The 18806-nt window shown below is 72.1% G+C and carries 18 protein-coding genes and 1 pseudogene; 8 read left to right on the top strand and 11 right to left on the bottom strand.

The window, feature by feature from the left end; translation table 11 throughout:
* Positions 1–2: 2 nt before the first annotated feature.
* From ACZ6B8_RS26340 to ACZ6B8_RS26330, 3 genes are all read right to left on the bottom strand, one after another.
* Positions 3–383, bottom strand: a complete 381-nt coding sequence (locus ACZ6B8_RS26340) for a hypothetical protein (protein WP_471608866.1) — start codon at positions 381–383, stop codon at positions 3–5.
* Between the two features lie 179 nt (positions 384–562).
* Complete coding sequence (locus tag ACZ6B8_RS26335) at positions 563–2287, bottom strand: acyl-CoA dehydrogenase family protein (RefSeq protein ID WP_471608928.1); 1725 nt, start codon at positions 2285–2287, stop codon at positions 563–565.
* 95 nt (positions 2288–2382) lie between these two features.
* Positions 2383–2946, bottom strand: a complete 564-nt coding sequence (locus ACZ6B8_RS26330; RefSeq protein ID WP_471608865.1) for a PadR family transcriptional regulator — start codon at positions 2944–2946, stop codon at positions 2383–2385.
* 152 nt (positions 2947–3098) lie between these two features.
* Here ACZ6B8_RS26330 and ACZ6B8_RS26325 point away from each other — a divergent pair, with 152 nt between their 5' ends.
* Positions 3099–3836: an alpha/beta fold hydrolase gene (locus ACZ6B8_RS26325; protein WP_471070931.1), complete on the top strand. Its 738-nt coding sequence runs from the start codon at positions 3099–3101 to the stop codon at positions 3834–3836.
* Between the two features lie 21 nt (positions 3837–3857).
* Here the strand turns inward: ACZ6B8_RS26325 and ACZ6B8_RS26320 are convergent, their stop codons facing one another.
* Positions 3858–4364 (bottom strand): RrF2 family transcriptional regulator, encoded by a 507-nt coding sequence (locus ACZ6B8_RS26320; protein ID WP_471608864.1) that lies wholly within the window; start codon positions 4362–4364, stop codon positions 3858–3860.
* 91 nt (positions 4365–4455) lie between these two features.
* Between ACZ6B8_RS26320 and ACZ6B8_RS26315 the strand changes: the two genes are divergently transcribed.
* The gene (locus tag ACZ6B8_RS26315; protein ID WP_471070937.1) at positions 4456–5196 is read left to right on the top strand and encodes an SDR family oxidoreductase; all 741 of its coding nucleotides are present in this window, start codon (positions 4456–4458) and stop codon (positions 5194–5196) included.
* Between the two features lies 1 nt (position 5197).
* Here the strand turns inward: ACZ6B8_RS26315 and ACZ6B8_RS26310 are convergent, their stop codons facing one another.
* Positions 5198–5668: a peroxiredoxin gene (locus tag ACZ6B8_RS26310; protein WP_471070940.1), complete on the bottom strand. Its 471-nt coding sequence runs from the start codon at positions 5666–5668 to the stop codon at positions 5198–5200.
* A gap of 197 nt (positions 5669–5865) precedes the next feature.
* Here ACZ6B8_RS26310 and ACZ6B8_RS26305 point away from each other — a divergent pair, with 197 nt between their 5' ends.
* Entirely contained in the window at positions 5866–8145 is a 2280-nt protein-coding gene (locus tag ACZ6B8_RS26305; protein WP_471608863.1) for an FUSC family protein, read from the top strand.
* A 15-nt stretch (positions 8146–8160) separates the two neighbouring features.
* Here the strand turns inward: ACZ6B8_RS26305 and ACZ6B8_RS26300 are convergent, their stop codons facing one another.
* Together ACZ6B8_RS26300 and ACZ6B8_RS26295 are read right to left on the bottom strand one after the other, a co-directional pair.
* Positions 8161–8700: a hypothetical protein gene (locus ACZ6B8_RS26300; RefSeq protein ID WP_471608862.1), complete on the bottom strand. Its 540-nt coding sequence runs from the start codon at positions 8698–8700 to the stop codon at positions 8161–8163.
* A 123-nt stretch (positions 8701–8823) separates the two neighbouring features.
* On the bottom strand, positions 8824–9396 hold the full coding sequence (locus ACZ6B8_RS26295; RefSeq protein WP_471070949.1) for a helix-turn-helix domain-containing protein: 573 nt from the start codon (positions 9394–9396) through the stop codon (positions 8824–8826).
* A 95-nt stretch (positions 9397–9491) separates the two neighbouring features.
* Here ACZ6B8_RS26295 and ACZ6B8_RS26290 point away from each other — a divergent pair, with 95 nt between their 5' ends.
* Positions 9492–10577 carry an alpha/beta fold hydrolase gene (locus ACZ6B8_RS26290; protein ID WP_471608861.1) on the top strand — a complete coding sequence of 362 codons (1086 nt, stop codon included), beginning with the start codon at positions 9492–9494 and terminating at the stop codon, positions 10575–10577.
* 2 nt (positions 10578–10579) lie between these two features.
* Here ACZ6B8_RS26290 and ACZ6B8_RS26285 read toward each other — a convergent pair whose 3' ends face one another.
* Positions 10580–12004, bottom strand: a complete 1425-nt coding sequence (locus tag ACZ6B8_RS26285; protein ID WP_471608860.1) for an FG-GAP and VCBS repeat-containing protein — start codon at positions 12002–12004, stop codon at positions 10580–10582.
* 152 nt (positions 12005–12156) lie between these two features.
* On the bottom strand, positions 12157–12462 hold the full coding sequence (locus ACZ6B8_RS26280) for a hypothetical protein (protein WP_471608859.1): 306 nt from the start codon (positions 12460–12462) through the stop codon (positions 12157–12159).
* Positions 12463–12543: 81 nt separating this feature from the next.
* On the opposite strand from ACZ6B8_RS26280, the gene ACZ6B8_RS26275 reads away from it, so the two are divergent.
* The gene (locus ACZ6B8_RS26275) at positions 12544–13305 is read left to right on the top strand and encodes a PIG-L family deacetylase (RefSeq protein ID WP_471608858.1); all 762 of its coding nucleotides are present in this window, start codon (positions 12544–12546) and stop codon (positions 13303–13305) included.
* 79 nt (positions 13306–13384) lie between these two features.
* Here the strand turns inward: ACZ6B8_RS26275 and ACZ6B8_RS26270 are convergent, their stop codons facing one another.
* Complete coding sequence (locus ACZ6B8_RS26270; RefSeq protein WP_471070961.1) at positions 13385–15352, bottom strand: M13 family metallopeptidase; 1968 nt, start codon at positions 15350–15352, stop codon at positions 13385–13387.
* Positions 15353–15514: 162 nt separating this feature from the next.
* Here ACZ6B8_RS26270 and ACZ6B8_RS26265 point away from each other — a divergent pair, with 162 nt between their 5' ends.
* A complete protein-coding gene (locus ACZ6B8_RS26265; RefSeq protein WP_471608857.1) occupies positions 15515–16681 on the top strand; it encodes a hypothetical protein in 1167 nt (388 codons plus the stop codon).
* Between the two features lie 168 nt (positions 16682–16849).
* Positions 16850–17884 carry a tetratricopeptide repeat protein gene (locus ACZ6B8_RS26260; RefSeq protein WP_471608856.1) on the top strand — a complete coding sequence of 345 codons (1035 nt, stop codon included), beginning with the start codon at positions 16850–16852 and terminating at the stop codon, positions 17882–17884.
* Here ACZ6B8_RS26260 and ACZ6B8_RS26255 read toward each other — a convergent pair.
* Entirely contained in the window at positions 17874–18260 is a 387-nt protein-coding gene (locus tag ACZ6B8_RS26255; protein ID WP_471070969.1) for a PPOX class F420-dependent oxidoreductase, read from the bottom strand. The genes ACZ6B8_RS26260 and ACZ6B8_RS26255 overlap by 11 nt on opposite strands.
* A 198-nt stretch (positions 18261–18458) precedes the next feature.
* Between ACZ6B8_RS26255 and ACZ6B8_RS26250 the strand changes: the two are divergent.
* Positions 18459–18782: pseudogene (locus tag ACZ6B8_RS26250) on the top strand (CGNR zinc finger domain-containing protein); the annotation flags it as partial.
* Positions 18783–18806: the final 24 nt, after the last annotated feature.

The following is an 18806-nucleotide window of genomic DNA, read 5'->3' as shown; positions in this document are numbered from 1 at the left end:
CGCTACGTCAGGACGACGGGCACGGTGATGGTGAGGTGTTCGTCGGTGGTCGGCTTGGCGCCGGCGAGTGCCTTCATCCGGGTTGCGAGGTGGCCGATGACCCGGCCCGTCAGTTCCTCGTCCCACTCCGCGGTGCCCTCCGGCGGCAGTCGCGACTCGGCCCTCACAGGGGGGTTGTCGCCGAAATAGCGCGCGGTGTCCATGTTGACGACCCAGCAGGCCAGTGCGATCTTCGCCTGGCCGGGTACCGCCCACTGCGCGCGTACGTGCGCGCACATGGTGAAGTCGTCCCCGCCGAAGGTGACTGTCGTGGCGAACGGCCTGCCACGGGGGTGCTGCCGCAGCAGTTCGAGCACCGCCGGCTCCACGACGGCTCTCGCCATAGGTTCCGTATACACCGTCTGCCCCCTGTCGAGTCCGGCCTTCAGCATCCCAGACGAAGCCTGCGAGATGTGCCTGTCGGCAGGGGGCGCCGCTTCAGGAGGAGCGGACGGCCGATCGTGGTGTCTCCCGCTGGGAAGCGGGAGGACACCACGATCAACCGGCGTTCCTGCCCGCGGCGTTACGGCGCCATCTCGTACGTCCCCGCCAGCGCCTCGACCCGCTCCCACACGCGCGCGAAGCGGGCGTCGTCGACGACCGGGCGGCGTACCGCGCCCAGCGCCCAGGCCTGCTGCTGCTCCGTGGCGGAGTCCTTCCCGTGCAGCTCGACGGCGTGCGCGGAGAAGTCCCGTACCAGGACGGCGAAGAGCTCGTCGAGCACGTCCTGCGGCAGGTCGGTGAGGCGGGCCTGCTCCAGGATCAGCTGGCCGTGCACCACCAGGGCGAACAGCTGGCCGACGGCGAGGAGCAGGTCGAGGTCGCGGCTCTGCTTCTCGTCGGGCGCGGCCGTGGTGACGAACTCACAGAGGGCGTCCGCCTGTTCGCGGAAGCGAGCGACGTTGGGCAGCTCGGTGTACGCGTCGAAGGCGGTGCGCCAGTCGTGGAAGCGGATGGCGCCCAGGCCGCGGGCCGGGCCCTGCTCGAAGAGGAAGGTGTCGTCGGCCGCGTCGAGGCGGGTCGGCACCGTCGCGTACTCCGCCGGGTTCAGCAGGTGGTTGCCCATGAACTTCAGGATCAGCGCGAGGTTGACGTGGACCGTGCCCTCCAGCTTCGGCAGGCCGCGGATCTCGACGGCGGCCTGCGCGAAGTAGTTGTCCTTCTCGAAGCCCTTGGCGGCGATGACGTCCCACATCAGGTCGATGACCTTCTCGCCCTCGGTGGTCACCTTCATCTTCGTCATGGGGTTGAAGAGGAGGTAGCGCCGGTCGTCGGGGCCCGCGGAGCGGAAGTAGTCGACGGCGCGGTCACTGAAGAGCTTCATCCCGACGAGGCGCACATAGGCGTCGGTGAGCTCACGGCGCACGTGCGGGAAGGCGGTGACGGGGCGCCCGTAGAGGATGCGGCCCGTGGCGTGGGTGACGGCCTCGTACATCGCGTGCTCGCAGATGCCGATGGAGGCGGTGCAGAGGTTGAACTTGCCGACGTTCACGGTGTTCAGCGCGGCGTCGAAGGCGGCACGGCCGGTGTGCAGGACGTCGTCGGGGCCGACCGGGTAGTCCTCCAGGCGGAACTCGCTGACGTACTTGGACGAGTCGACGACGTTCTTGACGAGGTGGTAGGCGTCGTGGCGGCTGTCGGCGGCGAAGAAGACGTAGCCGTCGGGGCCCTCGACGTCGGTGCGGCGGCCGAACACGGAGACGAGGCCCGCGGCGTTGCCGTTGCCGATGTAGTACTTGGAGCCGGTCGCCCGGAAGCCGCCGTCGCCGTCCGGCTCCAGGAGCATGTCGGTGGAGTAGATGTCGGCGCCGTGGGCCTTCTCCGACAGGCCGAACGCGAACACCTCGCCCTGGTCCAGGAGTTCGGCCGCGCGGGCGCGGGCGGCCTCGTTGTCGCTCTGCCAGACGGGGCCGAGGCCGAGGATGGTGACCTGCCAGGCGTACCAGTAGTCGAGGCCGTAGAAGCCGAAGATCTCGTTGAGCGCGGCGATCCGTGCGGTGTCCCAGCGCTTGTCGCCCTGCCCCTCCCCCGCAGCGGTGGCCGGGGTGAGGAAGGTCGCGAAGAGCCCCTCCTCGGCGGAAAACGCGAGGAAGTCCGCGAGCCAGGCGCGGGTGCGGTAGTCCTCGATCAGCTTGCGCTTGCCGCGCGCCTCGAACCAGTCGACGGTCGCGCGCAGCAGCCTGCGGGTCTCCGCGTCGAAGTGCTTCGGGTCGTAGGTGTGCGGGTTGAACAGCAGCGCGTCGGCCATGCTCATCTGCCTTTCGGAGGTGGGGTGTCGGGAGGGAGGGGTGAGGGACGGAGGCTGACCGGGGGTGCGGAGCGAGGCGCTGAGGGTGGGCCGGTTCAGCGTTCGGCGCCGAGTCGGCGGAGGGTGGCGAGCACGTCGTCGAGCCAGTCGAGCGTCATGCGTTCGTACGCGATGCCGCCGCGCAGCACGACGTGCTGGAGCTCCCGTCCGGCGTCCGGCGCCTTCGGGGCCGGGGCCTCGGGTCCGGTGAAGTCGCGCCGCTCCCCCGCGAGATAGTGGGCGAGCCGGTCGGCGTGTGCCTGGCGGTGCCGCTCCACCTCGTGGATGAGCGAGGCCGGGTCGTCGAAGGCGGCACCGCGGATCTTCACGGCGAGCTCGTGCCGGACGCTCTCGGGTTCGATCGGCTCCTGCAGCCACCGCGAGAGCACCGTCCGCCCGAGGGCGGCCACCGAGTACTCCTTCTTGTCCGGCCGGTCCTGCTGCGCCACCGCGCGGGCGTCGACCCAGCCGTCACCCTCCATGCGCTTGAGGACGCGGTAGATCTGCTGGTGCGTGGCGGCCCAGAAATAGCCGATGGACCGGTCGAACCGCCGGGCCAGCTCGTATCCGGAACCCGGCTGCTCCAGCAGGGAGACGAGGATCGCGTGCTCAAGCGCCATGCCCGAATCCTTCTATGCAACTAGTTGCATAGACAAGTCGCGCCGGGCAGGTGAGACACGGCTCACGACGCCCACCCTTCACCCACCGCGGACCGCACCGAACCCTGCGGCAACGGCGGGACTCGCGCGCCGCGCGCCGCTACGCTCGCCCGATGGACGAGATCGCGGTGGTGCGCGTCGGCTCGGGGCCCGAGGTCCTGCTCGTGCACGGGGGCGCCGGCCCGCGGAGGACGTGGGGCGGACTGTCCGGACTGGCCGGGCGATGGACGCTGGCGTACGTCCATCGGCGCGGCTATCCGCCGAGTCCCGCGCCGTGTGCGGGGCAGGACTTCGAGGTGGACGCCCTGGACCTGGCGCCGCTGCTCGCCGGCCGGCCGCACGTCGTCGCCCACTCCTACGGCACCCTCGGGACGCTGGCCGCGGTCGCGGACGCCCCGGGTGGCGTGCGCTCTCTCACCCTGATCGAGCCTCCGCTCGCCTCCCTCGTACCGGACGATCCCGAGGTGGCGCGGCTGAAGCGCATCGGCGACGCGGTCCTCACCCACGGACTTCAGACCGACCCCGCCGAGTTGCGCGAGTTCCTCCGCCTCGCGGGCGCCCCCGTCGACGACGGCCCGCTCCCGAAGGAGGTCGCCGCGGGCGTCCGTCGGGCGCAGGGCGCCCGGCTGCCCGGCGAGGCGCGTCCGCCGCTCGACCGCATCCGCCAGGCCCGCGTCCCGGTGCTCGTCGCGTCGGGAGACCACGCGGCCGCGCACGAGCGGATGTGTGACGCCTTGGCGATCGCGCTGGGCGGCGAACGCACGGTGCACCCGGGCGCCGGGCACTTCGTCGCCGCGGCACCGGGCTTCGCCGACCGGCTCGACACCTTCCTGCGCGAGAACGAAAACTGACGCCCTCACAGGGCAGCCCCCCTACCCCTGGCCGCCGCCCTCCTCGGGCGCACCCCCCGTGTTCAGCCACGCTCCGATGCGGGGCAGGGCCTCGGGCCCGCTGTCCCGTCGTACCGATCCCACCAGGTCGGCGATGGTGACCCCCCGCAGGGACGCCCGCCAGGCGGCGTCGGCGGCACCCATCGTGCGGGCGATGGGGCACTGCCGCGTGCAGTCCTCGGGAGGCGTGCCGAACGGGCCGCGCTGACGGATCTCCGTGCAGGTGAACGCCGGGCTCGCCCCGTCGACCGCCTGGACCACGTCCAGGACGGTGATCTCGGCGGCGGCCCTGGTCAGCACGTATCCGCCCGTCTTGCCCTGGATCGACTCCACGAGCCCCGCCCGGGAGAGCGCCTGCATCTGTTTGGCCAGGTAGCTGGGCGACACGTCGTGCAGCTCCGCCAGGCGGGCAGCCGGGACCGGCTCGGTCGCCGCCGTCAGCACCACGCAGCAATGCAGCGCCCACTCGATACCGCCGGACAGTTTCATGCGCCCTCCCGATTAACTCGGACACACAATATCCGAGTATTATCTCGGACATCAGATATCCGAGTTTAAACGCTCACGGAAGGGCCCCATCATGAAGATCACGGTCATCGGCGGCACCGGGCTGATCGGCTCCCAGCTCGTCACCACGCTCCGCGGGGCCGGCCACGAGGTGACCCCCGCCTCCCTGTCGACCGGCGTGGACCTGCTCACCGGCGCGGGGCTCGACCAAGCGCTCGACGGCGCGGAGACGGTCGTCAACGTGTCGAACTCGCCCACGTTCGACGAGGCCTCGCCGGAGTTCTTCCGCACCACCGTGGGGCAGCTGCTCGCCGCGGGCGAGCGGGCGGGCGTCCGTCATCAGGTCGCGCTGTCCATCGTCGGCGTCGACCAGGTGCCGCAGCTGGACTACTACCGCGCGAAGACGCTCCAGGAGGACCTGCTCAAGCAGGGACCCACGCCGTACTCCATCGTGCGCGCGACGCAGTTCTTCGAGTTCATGGACGCGGTCATGTCCTGGACCTCCGACGACAGCACCGTCCGGCTGCCCGCCACGCCGGTCCGGCCCATCGCGACGGCCGACGTGGTCACCGCCCTCGCCGACGTCACGACGGGTGCTCCGCTGAACGGCACACTCGACGTCGTCGGCCCCGACACCTTCACCCTCGACGCGCTGGGCCGCGTCACGCTGGCGGCGCGCGAGGACCATCGCCGGGTGGTCGTCGACGAGAAGGCGGGCATGTTCGCCGCCGTGGACGGCGACGTCCTGGTCGGCGGGCCGGACGCGCGCGTGGCGGCCACTCGCTACGAGGACTGGCTCGCCACGGCCCGGTAGCTCAGCCCTCGCCGAGGCGCCGCACGGCGGCCAGGGCACGGTCGGCGTGCGCGCTCATGCGCAGCTCGCTGCGGACCACTTCGGCGACGACGCGGTCCCGGCCGATGACGAAGGTGACGCGTTTGGTGGGCGCGAGCGAGAAGCCGCGCGTCACTCCGAACCGGCCGCGCACCTCGCCCTCGGGGTCCGAGAGCAGCGGGAACCCGAGGCTGTGCCGCTCCGTGAACTCGCGCTGCCTGTCCACCTCGTCGCCGCTCACCCCCACCGGCCGGGCGCCCGCGGCGCCGAACTCGGCGGCCAGGTCTCGGAAGTGACAGGCCTCGGCCGTGCAGCCGGACGTCAGGGCCGCCGGGTAGAAGAACAGCACCACGGGGCCGTCGGCCAGGAGTTCGGAGAGTTGCCGGGGCGTGCCGGTCTCGTCCGGCAGTGTGAAGTCCTCGACGGTGTCACCGACCGCCACGCGCGCCGTCATGCCCGACTCCCCTGCGGCGTACGGTCCATCGGCGACACGGTGCCTCCTCCACTGGCGGGAGGGAAACCCTACTCGATGGCCGGGCCCACGCCTGCGCAGCCCTCCCGACCAGGCTTGATCCCCCCGAACGCCGTCGTGCGATGCTGGGGCCACGCCGGAGGCACGACGAGAGCGACGACGGGGAGCACGGCATCACGATGGCAGTGGCACGACGGACGGCGAAGGGCATCTGGGACCGTTACTCGGCATCCGACCCCGGACTGCTGCGGCTCATGGCGGGGTTGCGCACGGTCGGGGCGATCCTTCTCGCGCTCGCCGTGCTCGCGCTGCTCGGCACCTCGGTGACCCATCTCGTCGCGGGCGCGATGACGGCGATGGTGGCCACGTTCGCGATCCAGGAGAAGGAGACGCGGGGGCAGGCGATCACGCTGGCCCTCGGTCTGCCGGTGGCCCTCGCGGCGATCTCGCTGGGGGCGTTGCTCAACCACCGGGTGGTGACCGGGGACGCCTTCTTCATCCTGCTGATCTTCGGCGCCGTCTACTCGCGCCGGTTCGGCGACCGGGGCACGGCGCTCGGTCTCATCGGCTTCCAGGTCTACTTCGTCTCGCTCTTCGTGAGCGCCACCACCGGCAAGCTGCCCGGGCTCTTCCTCACGCTGACCGTGGCCTTCGCGTGCAGCGCGGTCGTACGGTTCGCCGTCGTGCCGGAGACGCCGGAGCGCACCCTGGCGCGGCTGCGCGAGGCGTTCCGGGCCAGCCTCGCGCAGTTGATCGCCCACCAGATCGACCTCCTGGACGCGGACGCCGGCTCCTCCGACGGCCAGGAAAAGGTCCTGGACGACCTGCGGCGCAGCACCGCCCGGCTGCACGAGGCGGCGCTGATGATCCAGGGCCGCCTGGAAGAGGGCACACGGGACGCGGCCGCTGCGGCGCTGCTGCAACGCAGGGTCGCCGACGCCGAGATCGCCGCGGAACGTCTGGGCGTCCTGCTGCTCAACGCCCGCAGCGCGGAGCGCGTGGAGACCCTCACCCTGCACCTGCCGAGCGCCCCGCTCGCCATGCCGCGGCGCGCCCAGATCGGGCAGGACGCCGGCACGGCCCTGCGCCGCGACCTCCGGGCGCTGCACCTGCTGGTGGTCCGGCTGGTCCCCGACGACCACGGCACGGCCCTGCCGTACGTACGCAACCGGCTGCTCGGCTACCGCGAGGAGCAGGGGCTGCCGCAGGGGTCACCGGCGATCCAGGACTGCTTCCGCGCGGTCGGTGAGGCAGCCCGCGCCATCTCCGGTCTGCGCCTGGCCGTCGACGGGGCGCAGGACGAGGAGTACGACAGCCCGGAGGCCGCCCGGTCCCGCGAGGAGTTCGAGGCGGAGGAGATCTCGATCTCCGGTGAGGCGGCGGAGGCCGCCGAGGAGGAGCCCACCGGTCTGCGGCGCCCCACCACCAGGGCCGCCGTGCAGGTCTCGGTCGGCTCGGCGCTGGCCATCGTCGGCGGCGAGTTCCTGTCCACGCAGCGGTGGTACTGGGCGGTTCTGACCTGCTGGGTGGTCTTCCTCAACACCGCGTCGACCGGCGAGATCATGGTCAAGGGCTACCGCCGTCTCCTCGGCACGGTGCTCGGCGTGGTGGCCGGTGTGGCGCTGGCCGGCGCCGTCGGGAACCACACGTGGGCCGCGTTCGCCCTCGTGCTGCTCTGCGTCTTCGGGATGTTCTTCACCGCGCCGCTGTCGTACGCGCTGATGTCCTTCTTCGTCACCGCGATGCTGGGCCTGCTCTACACCCTGCTCAACACCTACAGCCTCGACGTCCTCGTGCTGCGCGTCGAGGAGACGGCGCTCGGCGCGGCCTGCGGCATCATCGCGGCGGTCGTGGTCCTTCCGGTGCGCACCTCGCACCGGACCGACGAGGAGCTCGGCACCGTCCTCGCCCGGCTGCGCGACGTGGTGTCGGCGGCTGTCTCCCAGCTCAGCGGTGGTCCCGCGATCGACCTCGTGGACCTGGCGCGGGACCTGGACACGGCCCTGGACGACCTGCGCAGGTCCACCAAGCCGCTGACGCATCCGATCGCCCCGCTGCGGGCCCGGCGGCAGACGGCCCGTTACATCGTCGCGCTGCTGGAGACCTGCGCGTATCACGCCCGTTCGCTGGCGGCGACGGCCGAGTTGGTGCCGTCCAGCAAGAGTGTCGCGGCCGACGCGCGGCTCGCGCTCGCCGGGCGGCGCATCACGCACAACATCGACCTGATCGCGGCGCGGGTGCGCGACGGGGAGGCCGACGGCACCATCGAGTCGGGTGCGAGCATCGCCTCGATGCTGGACAGCGGCCGTCACGAGGTGCTGCGCACCGGTTCGGTGGCCTTCCGGGTGCTGCGGCATCTGCAGCGGCTCGACGAGGGGATCGTGGGTCTGGCCCGCCCGCTCGGGGTCCCGCTCGCGGTGCCCGACGAGAGCGGCGCGACGGCCGCGCGCGGGGTCTGAGAGCACGGCGCCCGGTTACGACTCGCGCAGCTCCGCGACGACCTCGCGCAGTACGGGAGCGGGGATGTCCGGCAGCAGCATCGCGAAGGCCAGCACGAACTTCCCCAGCAGGAAGGTGGTGTCCGGGGTTCTGCGCACGATGTCCTGGACCTCCGCCACGTTCCCGGCCGCGACGGCCTCCAGGAGTCCGGCGGCGTCCGGCCCCGTGCCGTCCTCGGTGAGCACGGACCGGTCGCCGAGGTCGGCCCGGCGCACCATGTGCCGCAGCACCCGGTCACCGGCCTCGGGCAAGTACGCCTTGCGCACGCCCTCGTTGGCGATCCAGCACAGCGCCGAGATCAGATCGGTGGCCGGCTCGTCGGTGTCGAACTCCGCGACGAGGGCGTCGTACGCGACCTGGTTCCCGTGCCGGAACGCGAGCAGCAGCCGCGCCGCCCGTGCCTTGGCCTCGGCCACCTGCGCCGCCGACACCTGCTCGTCGGAGAGCCGCGCCCCGGGCACCCGCGCCGCGGCCGCCTCGACCTGATCGCCCGATTCCTGCTTGTTTACGCCCATCTGGCACATGTTAACGATCAACGTGCCCGGCTCCTCAAGCCCCCACGCCACAAACCGACCAGGTCAACGCACCTGAGCACGGCACGATCGGCGACGGCGGCGCGTCGCCGTCGCAGCCTCGTGTCAGACGTCGGTCACATGCACCCGTTCGCCCTGCTGCCCGTAGATGGCGATGGTCTCGGCCGGGATGTCGTCGCGGGCGTTGCCGATCCAGTGCGGGGTCTCGGTGTCGAACTCCGCCGCCTCGCCCGCCGCGAGTTCCGTCCGGGTGTCGGTCAGGACGAGCTGGACCGTGCCGTGCAGCACGTAGAACCACTCGCGGCCGGGGTGCACGTGGAACTGCGGCGGCGGGAGTTTCGACAGCGGCGGGTAGATCACCTTGTACGCTCGCATGCCGCCCGTCCTGACGCCCAGCGGCACGAACGTCAGCCCGTCCTTGCGGAAGGGACGCAGGTGGACCCGCGGATCACCGGTGGCCGGCGCGGCGACGAGTTCGTCGATCGGCACGGCGTAGGCGCGTGCGAGCGGCAGGAGTTGCTCCAGCGTCGGGCGCATGTGGCCGCGTTCGAGGCGGGAGAGGGTGCTCTGCGAGAGCCCGGTCCGCTCCGCCAGGGTGGCGAGGGTGAGGCCGAGGGCCTGGCGGAAACCGCGCAGCCTGGGCCCGACGTTCCGCAGGACCACCTGGTCATCCGTCACTGCCGACGCTCCCCCTCGACCTCGGTCCGCACCTGCCTCTTGCAACCCTGCAAAAACCCGGGCTGTTCCGCAAGGCTCCCCCCGAGGATCGCACCATGACAGCGACGACACCGAACCGAAGCAAGGAACATCCCCTCCTCCGCCGCCGCCTGGCCCTCGGCGCAGGCGCCCTGGCCCTGACTCTCACCGTCGGCGGGACGGCCGGGTGGAACGCCGTCGACGAAGCCGCCGTGGCGGCGCCTCCCGCGACCGCAGTGAAGTCCGCCGACGCGGCGGCCTCGTACGATGCCGCGACCCGGCACGACAAGAAGTTCGGCGCGACCTTCAAGCACAAGTTCGCCACGGTGCGCGGTGTGCGCATGCACTACGTGACGGGCGGCAAGGGCCCTGCCCTGGTCCTGCTGCACGGCTGGCCGCAGACCTGGTACGAGTGGCGGAAGATCATGCCGGCGCTCGCCGAGCGGCACACCGTGTACGCCCTCGACCTTCCCGGCCTCGGCGACAGCGAGGGACGCCCCTCGGGCTTCGACAAGAAGACGCTCGCCCGTTACGTCCACGGGCTGCTGCGGGACCGGCTCGGCCTCAGGGACGTCGACCTGGTGGCACACGACCTCGGCGCCGGTGTCGGGGCGCAGTACGTCGCGCAGTTCCCCCGCGAGGTGAACCGCTATGTGCACATGGACTACCCGCTCCCGGGCGGCGCGCTTCCGGCCGCGCGGTACCGGACCTTCTCCTGGCACATGGCCTTCAACAGCCAGCCCGCGCTGCCCGAGAAACTCGTCGACGACCGGGGCGACATGCGCGCCTACCTCACCGCGTTCTCCACCCAAGTCGCGTACGGCGGCTCCGCGTTCGGCGGTACGCGGACCCGGCCGCCCTTCACCGGGGCGGAGACCGACGAGTACCTCCGTACCTACGGCCGCCCGGACGCCCGGCACGCGGGATTCGAGCTCTACCGCACCCTGGACCAGGACGAGCGCGACAACTCCGCGGCCACGCCCGTGGACACCCCCACGCTGCTGCTGACCGCGACGGGCTCGCTCGCCGCCACCCGGCCGACCCTGGCGCCGATGCTGCGCAGGGTCGTCCGGGCGGTGGAGATCCCCGGGTCGGGACACTGGCTGGCGGAGGAGAACCCCGCGGCGGTGACCCGCGAGATCCTCTCGTTCACCGCCGGGTGACGTCAGGAACCGTACGCGCCGGTCGGCATGGACCGGCCGAAGTACGTGTACGGGGCCTTGGAGAGGCCCAGGGTCGCCGCCGAGAAGCTGACGCCGTGCGCGGAGCTCACACCGGAGGCGGAGCCGCGCAGGCTCCACAGTGCGCCGTTGCCCGTGTTCTCCATGGGCGCGGCGGCGGCCAGGTCGGCGTGTCCGTCCCGGTCGGTGTCGGTGAGCCGCAGGGCGGAGCCGAAGCGGTCGTAGGCCTCGTTCGCGCCCGGCACGCCCTCACTGTCCTGGTGCACGACCTGCGCGCCGGTGCCGGTCAGCCCGTCGGTGGAGCCGCGCAGGACGACGACCTCACCTGCGTTGGCGACCGAGCCGACCGTCTCGAACTCGACGCCCACGGCCGCGTCGGCGCGCCCGTCGCCGTCCACGTCGCCGGCCGCCACGGCCTCGCCGAAGGCGTCTCCGTCCTCGGTGACGCCGGGCACGCCCGGGCTGTCCTGGGTGAGGGTGCGGCGGTGGGACGCCGTCAGGCCCTCGGCGCCGCCCGGGTAGGCGGTGACGGCGTCGGCGTCCGGCGAGCCGAGGAGCAGGTCGTCCCTGCCGTCCCCGTCGAAGTCCCCGGCAGCCGCCGAGTGCCCCTCGTCCGGCAGGGCGGTATGGGCGCCGGCTGCTCCCGGATAGACGAGCGAGGCCCCGTCGTAGCTGCCGTCCTCGTCATAGCGGCCGGAGACCACGAGGTCGTCCTTGCCGTCCCCGTCGAAGTCACCGGCCGCCAGGGAGCGGTAGTACTCGGAGCTGTCCGCGACGATGGCGGTCTTCAGCTGCCGCTGCCCGTGGGCGCCCGACTTCGTGATGCCGTCGAGGATCCACACGTCGTTGCCGCCGGTGCCGACGGCCAGGTCGGGGCTGCCGTCGCCGTCGAAGTCGCCGACGGCCAGCCGGTTGCCGAACAGGTGGTGGGCGGCCGGCGCCGGGTCGGCCAGCGTCGTACCGCCGGACACCCCGGACTTCGAGCCCCACAGGACCGTCACGGTCCCGCCGTCCACGTCGTCGCCGACCTTCTCGTGCGGTGTGCCGGCGACCACGTCGGTGTAGCCGTCACCGTTCAGGTCACCGGTGGCGAGCGCCGACCCGAACAGGTCGCGCTGCTCCGCGGCGCCGGGGACGCCGGCCGAGTTCTGCGTGACGATCCGGGCGCGATCGGCCGAGATCCCGCCGGACGATCCGGTGTTCACGACGATCGCGCCGGCGCCCTCGACGCCCGACACGGTCGCTTCGGATGCGGTGACGAGGTCGCCGTAGCCGTCTCCGTTCACGTCGCTCTGTCCACCGGGGGTGGCGGCGGGCGCTGCGTGGGCGGCGGGTACGGAGACGAAGAGGCCGGCCGCGAGAGCGACGGCGAGGGCAGGGGCGGTGCGGTGCAGGTGGCGGTGGTGCATGGACCCTTCTCTGTCGGTGAGTGCGCCGACGGCGGTCGTACCGAAGTCGTGGCGCTCTTCGGTACGAGAGATGCGGCATGGACAAGACACACACCGACATCGACAGGTTGTACGAGCACATCAGGTCAATCGGCTGGTTCAGCGCGGGCCGGTCACGTCGTCTTCTGCCGGCGCACCATCTCGGCGATCCAGGTGGGCGCGTACGGAGACGTGCAGCTCGCGGGGGTCGGGTAATCCTTGAGCACCCCGAGACGCTCCCCGATGCCGACCGCCCGGTCGCGGTGCCCGGGGTGCTCGATCCCGATCTGGGTCGTCCAGAGCTCGCGGGCGCGTTCGTGCCGCGTCTTCAGCCGCTTCACGAGAGCGCGCAGCTTGCCGAGGTTCACCCCGTGCGCGTCGCCGTGCCCCTCGTTCACCCGGCGGATCTTCGGGTCCTCCAAGTCCGCCAGCTCGGCCATGACCCGGCACCGGCACCGGCACCGGCACCGGCACCGGCACCGGCCTATGCTGCGCACTCCCTTCGGAGAGGAGCCTCGCCCATGCCCACCGAGCCCAGTCTGCTGGCGGTCTTCGCCCACCCCGACGACGAGTCCCTGGCCGCCGGCGGCGTGCTCGCCCGGCACGCGGCCGCGGGCGCCCGCACCGCCGTCACCACGGCGACCTGGGCCGAAGGAACGCACCGCGCGGCCGAGCTCGCCGAGGCGCTGCGCATCCTCGGCGCCGGCGGTCCGCGGCTGCTCGGCTACGCCGACGCACGCGTCCCCGAGTCGGCCCCCGGCGCGCCCCGATGGTGCGACGCGCCGCTCGACGAGGCCGTAGGACGCCTGGTGGCGCACATCCGGGAGTTCCGCCCGCGGATCGTGGTCACCCATGACGCGTACGGCGGGCCGACCGGCCACCCGGACCACGTGCACACGCACCGGGTCACCGTGCTCGCCGCCCGGGCTGCCGGGCTCGGGCGGCTCTACCCGGAGGCCGGCGAGCCCTGGCAGCCGAGCGCCCTCTACCTGGCCACGTTCCCCGCATCGGCCGTGGCGGCCCTCGGCGACGTGGCCGGCGCGCGCAAGGCGGTGTACGGCACGCCGGACGAGCAGGTCACGGCGACCGTGGACGTCGGCGCCTGGCTGGACCGGAAGGTCGCCGCGGTCCTGGCGCACCGCAGCGAGGTGGAGCGGGGAGCCCTGCCGGGGATCGTCGCCGCTCTCCCCCGCCATGAACGGGAGCGGCTGTTCTCCATGGAGTGGTACATCCGTCACGACCTCGCCCCGGTCGCGGGTCCGCAGACGGCTCTCACCCTCTGAACGACTCGGTTCGAACGACGCGGTGGCGCCGCGGGACGAGGCCCCGCGACGCCACCGCGTCCGGATCACCGTGCGTGCGTCACCAGATCCGGACGCGCTCCGCGGGGTCGAGCCAGAGCCCGTCGCCCTTCGCCGTGCCGAACGCCTCGTGGAACTCGTCGAGGTTGCGCACGATGTTGGCGCGGAACTCCGGCGGCGAGTGCGGGTCGATGGTGAGGTACTGCTGCTCCTGCTCCGTGCGGCGCTTGGTGCGCCAGCAGTACGCCCAGTTCATGAAGAGCCGCTGCGAGCCGGTGAGGCCGTCGCTCTCGGGCATCGGCGCACCGTCGAGCGAGATGAGGTACGCCGTGTGCCCGATGGTCAGGCCGCCCAGGTCGCCGATGTTCTCGCCGACGGTCAGCGAGCCGTTGACGGACTCGCCGGGGAGATTGCGCGGCGAGAAGCCGTTGTACTGCTCGACGAGCGCCTTCGACTTCGCCTCGAAGGCGGTCTTGTCGGCGGCGGTCCACCAGTCGTTCAGGTTGCCCTTGCCGTCGTACTGCGCGCCCTGGTCGTCGAAGCCGTGGCCGATCTCGTGGCCGATGACCGAGCCGATGCCGCCGTAGTTCTCCGCGGGGTCGGCGTCGGGCGAGAAGAACGGCTTCTGCAGGATGCCCGCGGGGAAGCAGATCTCGTTGGTGCCCGGGTTGTAGTACGCGTTGACGGTCTGCGGCAGCATGAACCACTCGTCGCGGTCGACCGGCCCGCCGATCTTGGCGATCTGCCGGTCGGTCTCGAACGCGGCGGCCGCCTGCGCGTTGGCGAGCAGGTCGTCCGCCGAGACCTCCAGCGCGGAGTAGTCGCGGAAGGTGTCCGGGTAGCCGATCTTGGGACGGAACGTGGCGAGCTTCTCGTACGCCCGCTCCTTGGTCTCGTCGGTCATCCAGTCCAGGCGGGCGATCGACTGGCGGTAGGCCTCGAGGAGGTTGGCGACGAGGTCGTCCATGATCGCCTTGGAGGACGGCGGGAAGTGCCGCGCGACGTACTCCTTGCCGACGGCCTCGCCCATGGCCCCCTCGACGAGGGAGACGGCGCGCTTCCAGCGGGCGCGCAGCTCCGGGGTGCCGTTCAGCGTGCGGCCGTAGAACTCGAAGTTGTTCCGGACGAACTCGTCGGAGAGGTACGGCGCGCAGGCGCGGAGCACCCGGGTCATCGCCCAGTCCCGCCACTGCTCCATCGGCACCTCGGCGAGGACCGTGGAGAGGTGGGCGAGGTAGGACGGCTGACGGACGCAGGTCTCGGCGATGGCGGCGTCCGAGCCGCCGAGTCCGGCGACGAAAGCGCGCCAGTCGAACTCCGGCGCCAGCGCGGCCAGTTCGTCGAGGGTGGTGAGGTTGTAGGTCTTCTGCACGTCACGGGTCTCGGCCCGCTCCCAGTGTCCCTCGGCGAGCCTCGTCTCCAGGGCGAGGACGGTCCGGGCGGCGCCCGCCGCGTCCGCGTGCTTGCCGAGGGTGAGGAGCTCGGTGAGGTGGGCGAGGTACTTCTCGCGGATCTCGGCGAACTTCTCCTCGCGGTAGTACGACTCGTCGGGCAGGCCGAGTCCGCCCTGGAGGATGTTGAAGAGGTAGCGGTCGGAGTCGCGGTCGTCCGTGTCGATGTACGAACCGAAGAGGCCGGAGCCGCCGATGCGCTCGAAGCGGCCGAGGAAGGCGGCGAGCTCACGGGTGTCCCGCACCGCCGCGACCTCGTCGATCAGGGGCTGGGCGGGCGCCAGGCCACGGGCGGCGACCGTCTCCTCGTCCATGAAGGAGGCGTAGAGGGCGGCGATCTTGCGCGCGTCCTCGGAGGCCGCTCCGGGATCGGCCGCCGCCTGCGCCGCCAGCTCCTGGATGATCGTCTTGACCTGCTGCTCTGCGGTGTCGGCCAGCTGCACGAAGGGGCCCCAGCTGGAGCGGTCCTCGGGGATCTTCTCGGTGTCCAGCCACACGCCGTTGACGTGGCCGAAGAGGTCGTCCTGCGGCCGGATCTCGGGGTTCATGCCCGGGCGGGCGTCATCCAGAATGCTCATCCGGGCAGCCTATGCGAGCGGCCGCCCCGGCACGACGGCCATCCTGGGGCGGTGGCCGGGCGGCGTCACAGGAGCCCGCCAACTCGCGCGCAAAACATCCCAATAGGAGAGATAAGGTATTGCGTCAACCTCCGTACGCCTGTGACACCCAGGAGAGCCCCCGTGACCGTAGCCTTCTCCCCCTCCGAGGACGCCACCGCCCCCGAGGCCGGCGCCGCCCCCGAGGAAGCCATGTGGTCCGCGGAGCCCGACGCGGCGGAGCTGATCGCCGAGGACGCCCGTGACTTCGGCGTCTACGCCCGCACCGGCGGCTGGGCCTTCGGCCTCAAGGTCGCCCGCAGCGTGCGGCCCGGCGGGCAGGGCGCCGACGAGACGCCCAAGGTCTCGGCCAAGGCGTTCGCCGAGCTGGCCGGCTGCTCGGCCGACCGCGTCATGCGCTACTACAAGGCCTGGGACAAGGCCGCCGACGACGGGATGGTGCCGCACTTCGAGGCGCTCTCCCCCGGCATGGAGGTCGAACTCCCCGATGCCGACGTCTGGTTGTCGTACTACACCGCCCGCTCCAGCGCCCTCACCCAGCGCGGCGAGGCGATCTCCGAGGCGGCCGAGGCCGAGGGCATCCGCCCCACCAAGGCCCTGGAGGTCGCGGAGAACCCCACCGCGCTGCGCGCCGCCATCCTCGCCGACCCCGGCACCGCCGAAGCGGCCCGCAAGGCCCTGATGGACCGCCTCGACGAGGACCCGGCCCTGCGCACCGAGCTGGTCCGCGACATCGTCCGCACCGACGACCTCAAGAAGGCCGTGGCGGCCGAGGCGAAGGCGGGCGACCAGGTCGGATACGTCCGCCAGATCGTGGAGAAGGGCCAGGTCAAGACGCCCGCGGGGCAGATGATCGACGCACCGGCCGAGCTGCGCGAGGAGGCCGAGCGCCACCTGTCCCTCATCGACGAGCTGGACGCCGGCGAGGGGGCCGGCGAGTGGGCACGCGAGGCGTACGACACCGTCAAGGACATGGTCGCGCAGACCGTGCAGAGCGACCCCGAGCTGCGCGTGCAGGAGCGGCGCGCGAAGTTCTACAGCAGTCTGCAGAAGGCCACGAAGGTCTTCGAGGAGCTGACCTTCGACGACGTGGAGGACATCGACGACATCTACGAGGACGACATGGTGCGCCGCCTCGAAGACCTCCAGCAGGCCATCGGCGCGTGCATCAGCGCCCTGCAGACGGCCACCGCACAGCAGGCCGCGACCGCCCAGCAGCCGGAGTCCGCCCAGCACCCGGAGCCCGAGCATCAGTCGGAGCCCGACCAGCAGGCGCAGAACGCTTCCTGATGGCGTCCGCGTACCGGCGTCCCGTACGTCCCGAGATTGATCACGGTCGGCCCGTGTAGCACTCGAGTCGTACGCGATGACCCGTAGCGGGAGGGATTCGCCGCCCCCACCCCGGCTCGTAGCTTCTTGATCACGTCACATCGCCACCGATCGAGAGGCCTCGGATCCATGGACGTCAAGGCATTCGCGCCGGAGTACCAGGGCGAACTGGGCTCGGAGCTGACCGTCAACTCCTCGTACGAGGACGTGCGCGCGACGGCCCGGCGCGCGCTCGCCCGGGCGGACGGTCCCGCCGAGCGGGCGCGTGCCGCCCTCGCGCTCGCCGAGGCGAACAGGCGCCTCGGGCGGGTCGACGACGCGGGCGCCGCGTGGCGGCAGAGTTACCGCAGCGCCCGCACCACCGGGGACGCGGGCGCGATGGCCTGGGCCCTGTGGAGCGGCGGCACCCTCGCGCGCCAGTGCGGGGCGCTGCCCCTGGCCCGGCGCCTCCTCGCGCACTCCGTCGAGCTGGCCAGAAGGGGCGGCGACCGGCTCGCGCACGGGTACGCGCTCGCGGGCCTCGCGGAGACGGGGCGCATCCAGGGGGACTACGCGGCCGTCGCAGCGCTCCACGAGGAGTTGCTGGAGCAGGGGCGGCGGCACGGTGAGGCGCGGCACATGGTCTGGGCGATGACCGGGATAGCGCAGATGCACCGCAACCGCGGCGACCACGCGAAGGCTCTGGAGCTGTTCGAGGAGTCGGTACGGATCTCCACCGACGCGGACGACGCGCGTGGGCGCGCCTGGTCGCTGCGGGGCGTGGCCGACGTACTGTCACTGCGCGGCGAGCCGGAGCGGGCGCTGGAGCTGCTGTCCGAGGCCGAGGTGGTGTGCCGCGCCATGAACCTGACGAGCGCGCTGGCCTACAACCACAAGATGCGTGGCAACGTCCTCTACCGCGCCGGGCGTTACGCGCAGGCGGAGGAGACGTACGGCGTCGCGCTGGCGGAGTTCGACACGATGCGCGAGCCGCGCGGCTCGGCGCTGTCGCGGCTCGGTCTGGCGAAGTGCCGGGCGAGGCTCGGGCGGGACAGGGGGGCGACACTCGCCGAACTGGCAGAGCTGGAGGCCGACTTCGGGCGGATGGGCCTGCGGCACGCCCGCGAGACGGTGGTCGCCTTCCGCGCCGAGACAGCGGCGCCCGCGACGGCCGTCAGCGCGTGAGGGTGATGCGGATCCCGACGGTGCCGTTCAGGCCGCGCCGGATGCGGCTGCCGAAGAGGGTGAGGAAGCCGAGCACCCCGTACTTGTGCAGGATGAGGGTGCGGTAGCGGGCGGTGACGTCCGGTTCGCAGATCTCGGCGGTGGCGGGCACCTGCTCGCCGGTGGGGTTGCCCCGCCGGTCGCACGGTCCGACTGTGACGTCCGCGCGGCGGCGGATCCGCTTCACCTTCCATGAGTCGCCGGGCGTCCAGATCCCGAGCGCGTCGTCGTCCCCGACGACCCAGACCGGGGTGGGAACCGGGGTGCCGTCCTTCCGGTAGCTGCTGACCAGCAGGTACTTTCCGGCGCTGAGCTGCGTCAGCAGGGTGTCGACCATGCCGAGAGTCTAGGACCGCCCCGCTCCGGTGGCCTGCCCCGGGCCCGGCCACCGGGCCGGCGCACGCAACCTCTCAGGTTGGTCACATGGAACCGCCCCGGTCTGCCGTGCCCGCCCCGCAGCCCCCGGACCCGCCCACGCCTCGGCTCCGGCCCCCCGGCATCCCGATGCGCTCCCGCAGCGGTTCCACGTACCGAACCCTCCGGCATCTGCGTCGTCAATGAGGCGGCCGCCCGCCCTCCACTGATCCCCGCGAGCGCGCCGGGCGGTGAGCGCGGCTGGGCGGCGGGCGCCGACGGCACCCGCCTGCTCGCCACGGTCGTACGTGACCCCGTGGACTTGTTGACCGACCCGCTCGTCCACCGCATCCGGATGTGCTCGGCCGAGAACTGCGCCCTGATCCACGTCGACACCTCCCGCCCCGGCCGCCGCCGCTGGTGCTCGATGGAACACTGCGGCGATCGCCACAAGGTACGGACGTTGCGCGCTCGCCGCGCGGAGGCTCCGCGGCCCTGCTCGTAGGATTCCGGGGCGAGACGCAGGCCC

The organism is Streptomyces sp. NPDC041122 (assembly GCF_055592445.1).
This window is presented reverse-complemented; position numbering and strand designations above follow the sequence as displayed.

What these genes read in the sequence shown, in the direction of transcription:
- ACZ6B8_RS26255 (WP_471070969.1), bottom strand. Translation starts at nt 18,260, where the DNA reads ATGGTCGACACCCTGCTGACGCAGCTCAGCGCCGGAAAGTACCTGCTG.
- ACZ6B8_RS26320 (WP_471608864.1), bottom strand. Translation starts at nt 4,364, where the DNA reads ATGAAACTGTCCGGCGGTATCGAGTGGGCGCTGCATTGCTGCGTGGTG.
- ACZ6B8_RS26325 (WP_471070931.1), top strand. Translation starts at nt 3,099, where the DNA reads ATGGACGAGATCGCGGTGGTGCGCGTCGGCTCGGGGCCCGAGGTCCTG.
- ACZ6B8_RS26285 (WP_471608860.1), bottom strand. Translation starts at nt 12,004, where the DNA reads ATGCACCACCGCCACCTGCACCGCACCGCCCCTGCCCTCGCCGTCGCT.
- ACZ6B8_RS26340 (WP_471608866.1), bottom strand. Translation starts at nt 383, where the DNA reads ATGGCGAGAGCCGTCGTGGAGCCGGCGGTGCTCGAACTGCTGCGGCAG.
- ACZ6B8_RS26300 (WP_471608862.1), bottom strand. Translation starts at nt 8,700, where the DNA reads ATGGGCGTAAACAAGCAGGAATCGGGCGATCAGGTCGAGGCGGCCGCG.
- ACZ6B8_RS26290 (WP_471608861.1), top strand. Translation starts at nt 9,492, where the DNA reads ATGACAGCGACGACACCGAACCGAAGCAAGGAACATCCCCTCCTCCGC.
- ACZ6B8_RS26315 (WP_471070937.1), top strand. Translation starts at nt 4,456, where the DNA reads ATGAAGATCACGGTCATCGGCGGCACCGGGCTGATCGGCTCCCAGCTC.
- ACZ6B8_RS26305 (WP_471608863.1), top strand. Translation starts at nt 5,866, where the DNA reads ATGGCAGTGGCACGACGGACGGCGAAGGGCATCTGGGACCGTTACTCG.
- ACZ6B8_RS26270 (WP_471070961.1), bottom strand. Translation starts at nt 15,352, where the DNA reads ATGAGCATTCTGGATGACGCCCGCCCGGGCATGAACCCCGAGATCCGG.
- ACZ6B8_RS26330 (WP_471608865.1), bottom strand. Translation starts at nt 2,946, where the DNA reads ATGGCGCTTGAGCACGCGATCCTCGTCTCCCTGCTGGAGCAGCCGGGT.
- ACZ6B8_RS26310 (WP_471070940.1), bottom strand. Translation starts at nt 5,668, where the DNA reads ATGACGGCGCGCGTGGCGGTCGGTGACACCGTCGAGGACTTCACACTG.
- ACZ6B8_RS26275 (WP_471608858.1), top strand. Translation starts at nt 12,544, where the DNA reads ATGCCCACCGAGCCCAGTCTGCTGGCGGTCTTCGCCCACCCCGACGAC.
- ACZ6B8_RS26335 (WP_471608928.1), bottom strand. Translation starts at nt 2,287, where the DNA reads ATGGCCGACGCGCTGCTGTTCAACCCGCACACCTACGACCCGAAGCAC.
- ACZ6B8_RS26260 (WP_471608856.1), top strand. Translation starts at nt 16,850, where the DNA reads ATGGACGTCAAGGCATTCGCGCCGGAGTACCAGGGCGAACTGGGCTCG.
- ACZ6B8_RS26280 (WP_471608859.1), bottom strand. Translation starts at nt 12,462, where the DNA reads ATGGCCGAGCTGGCGGACTTGGAGGACCCGAAGATCCGCCGGGTGAAC.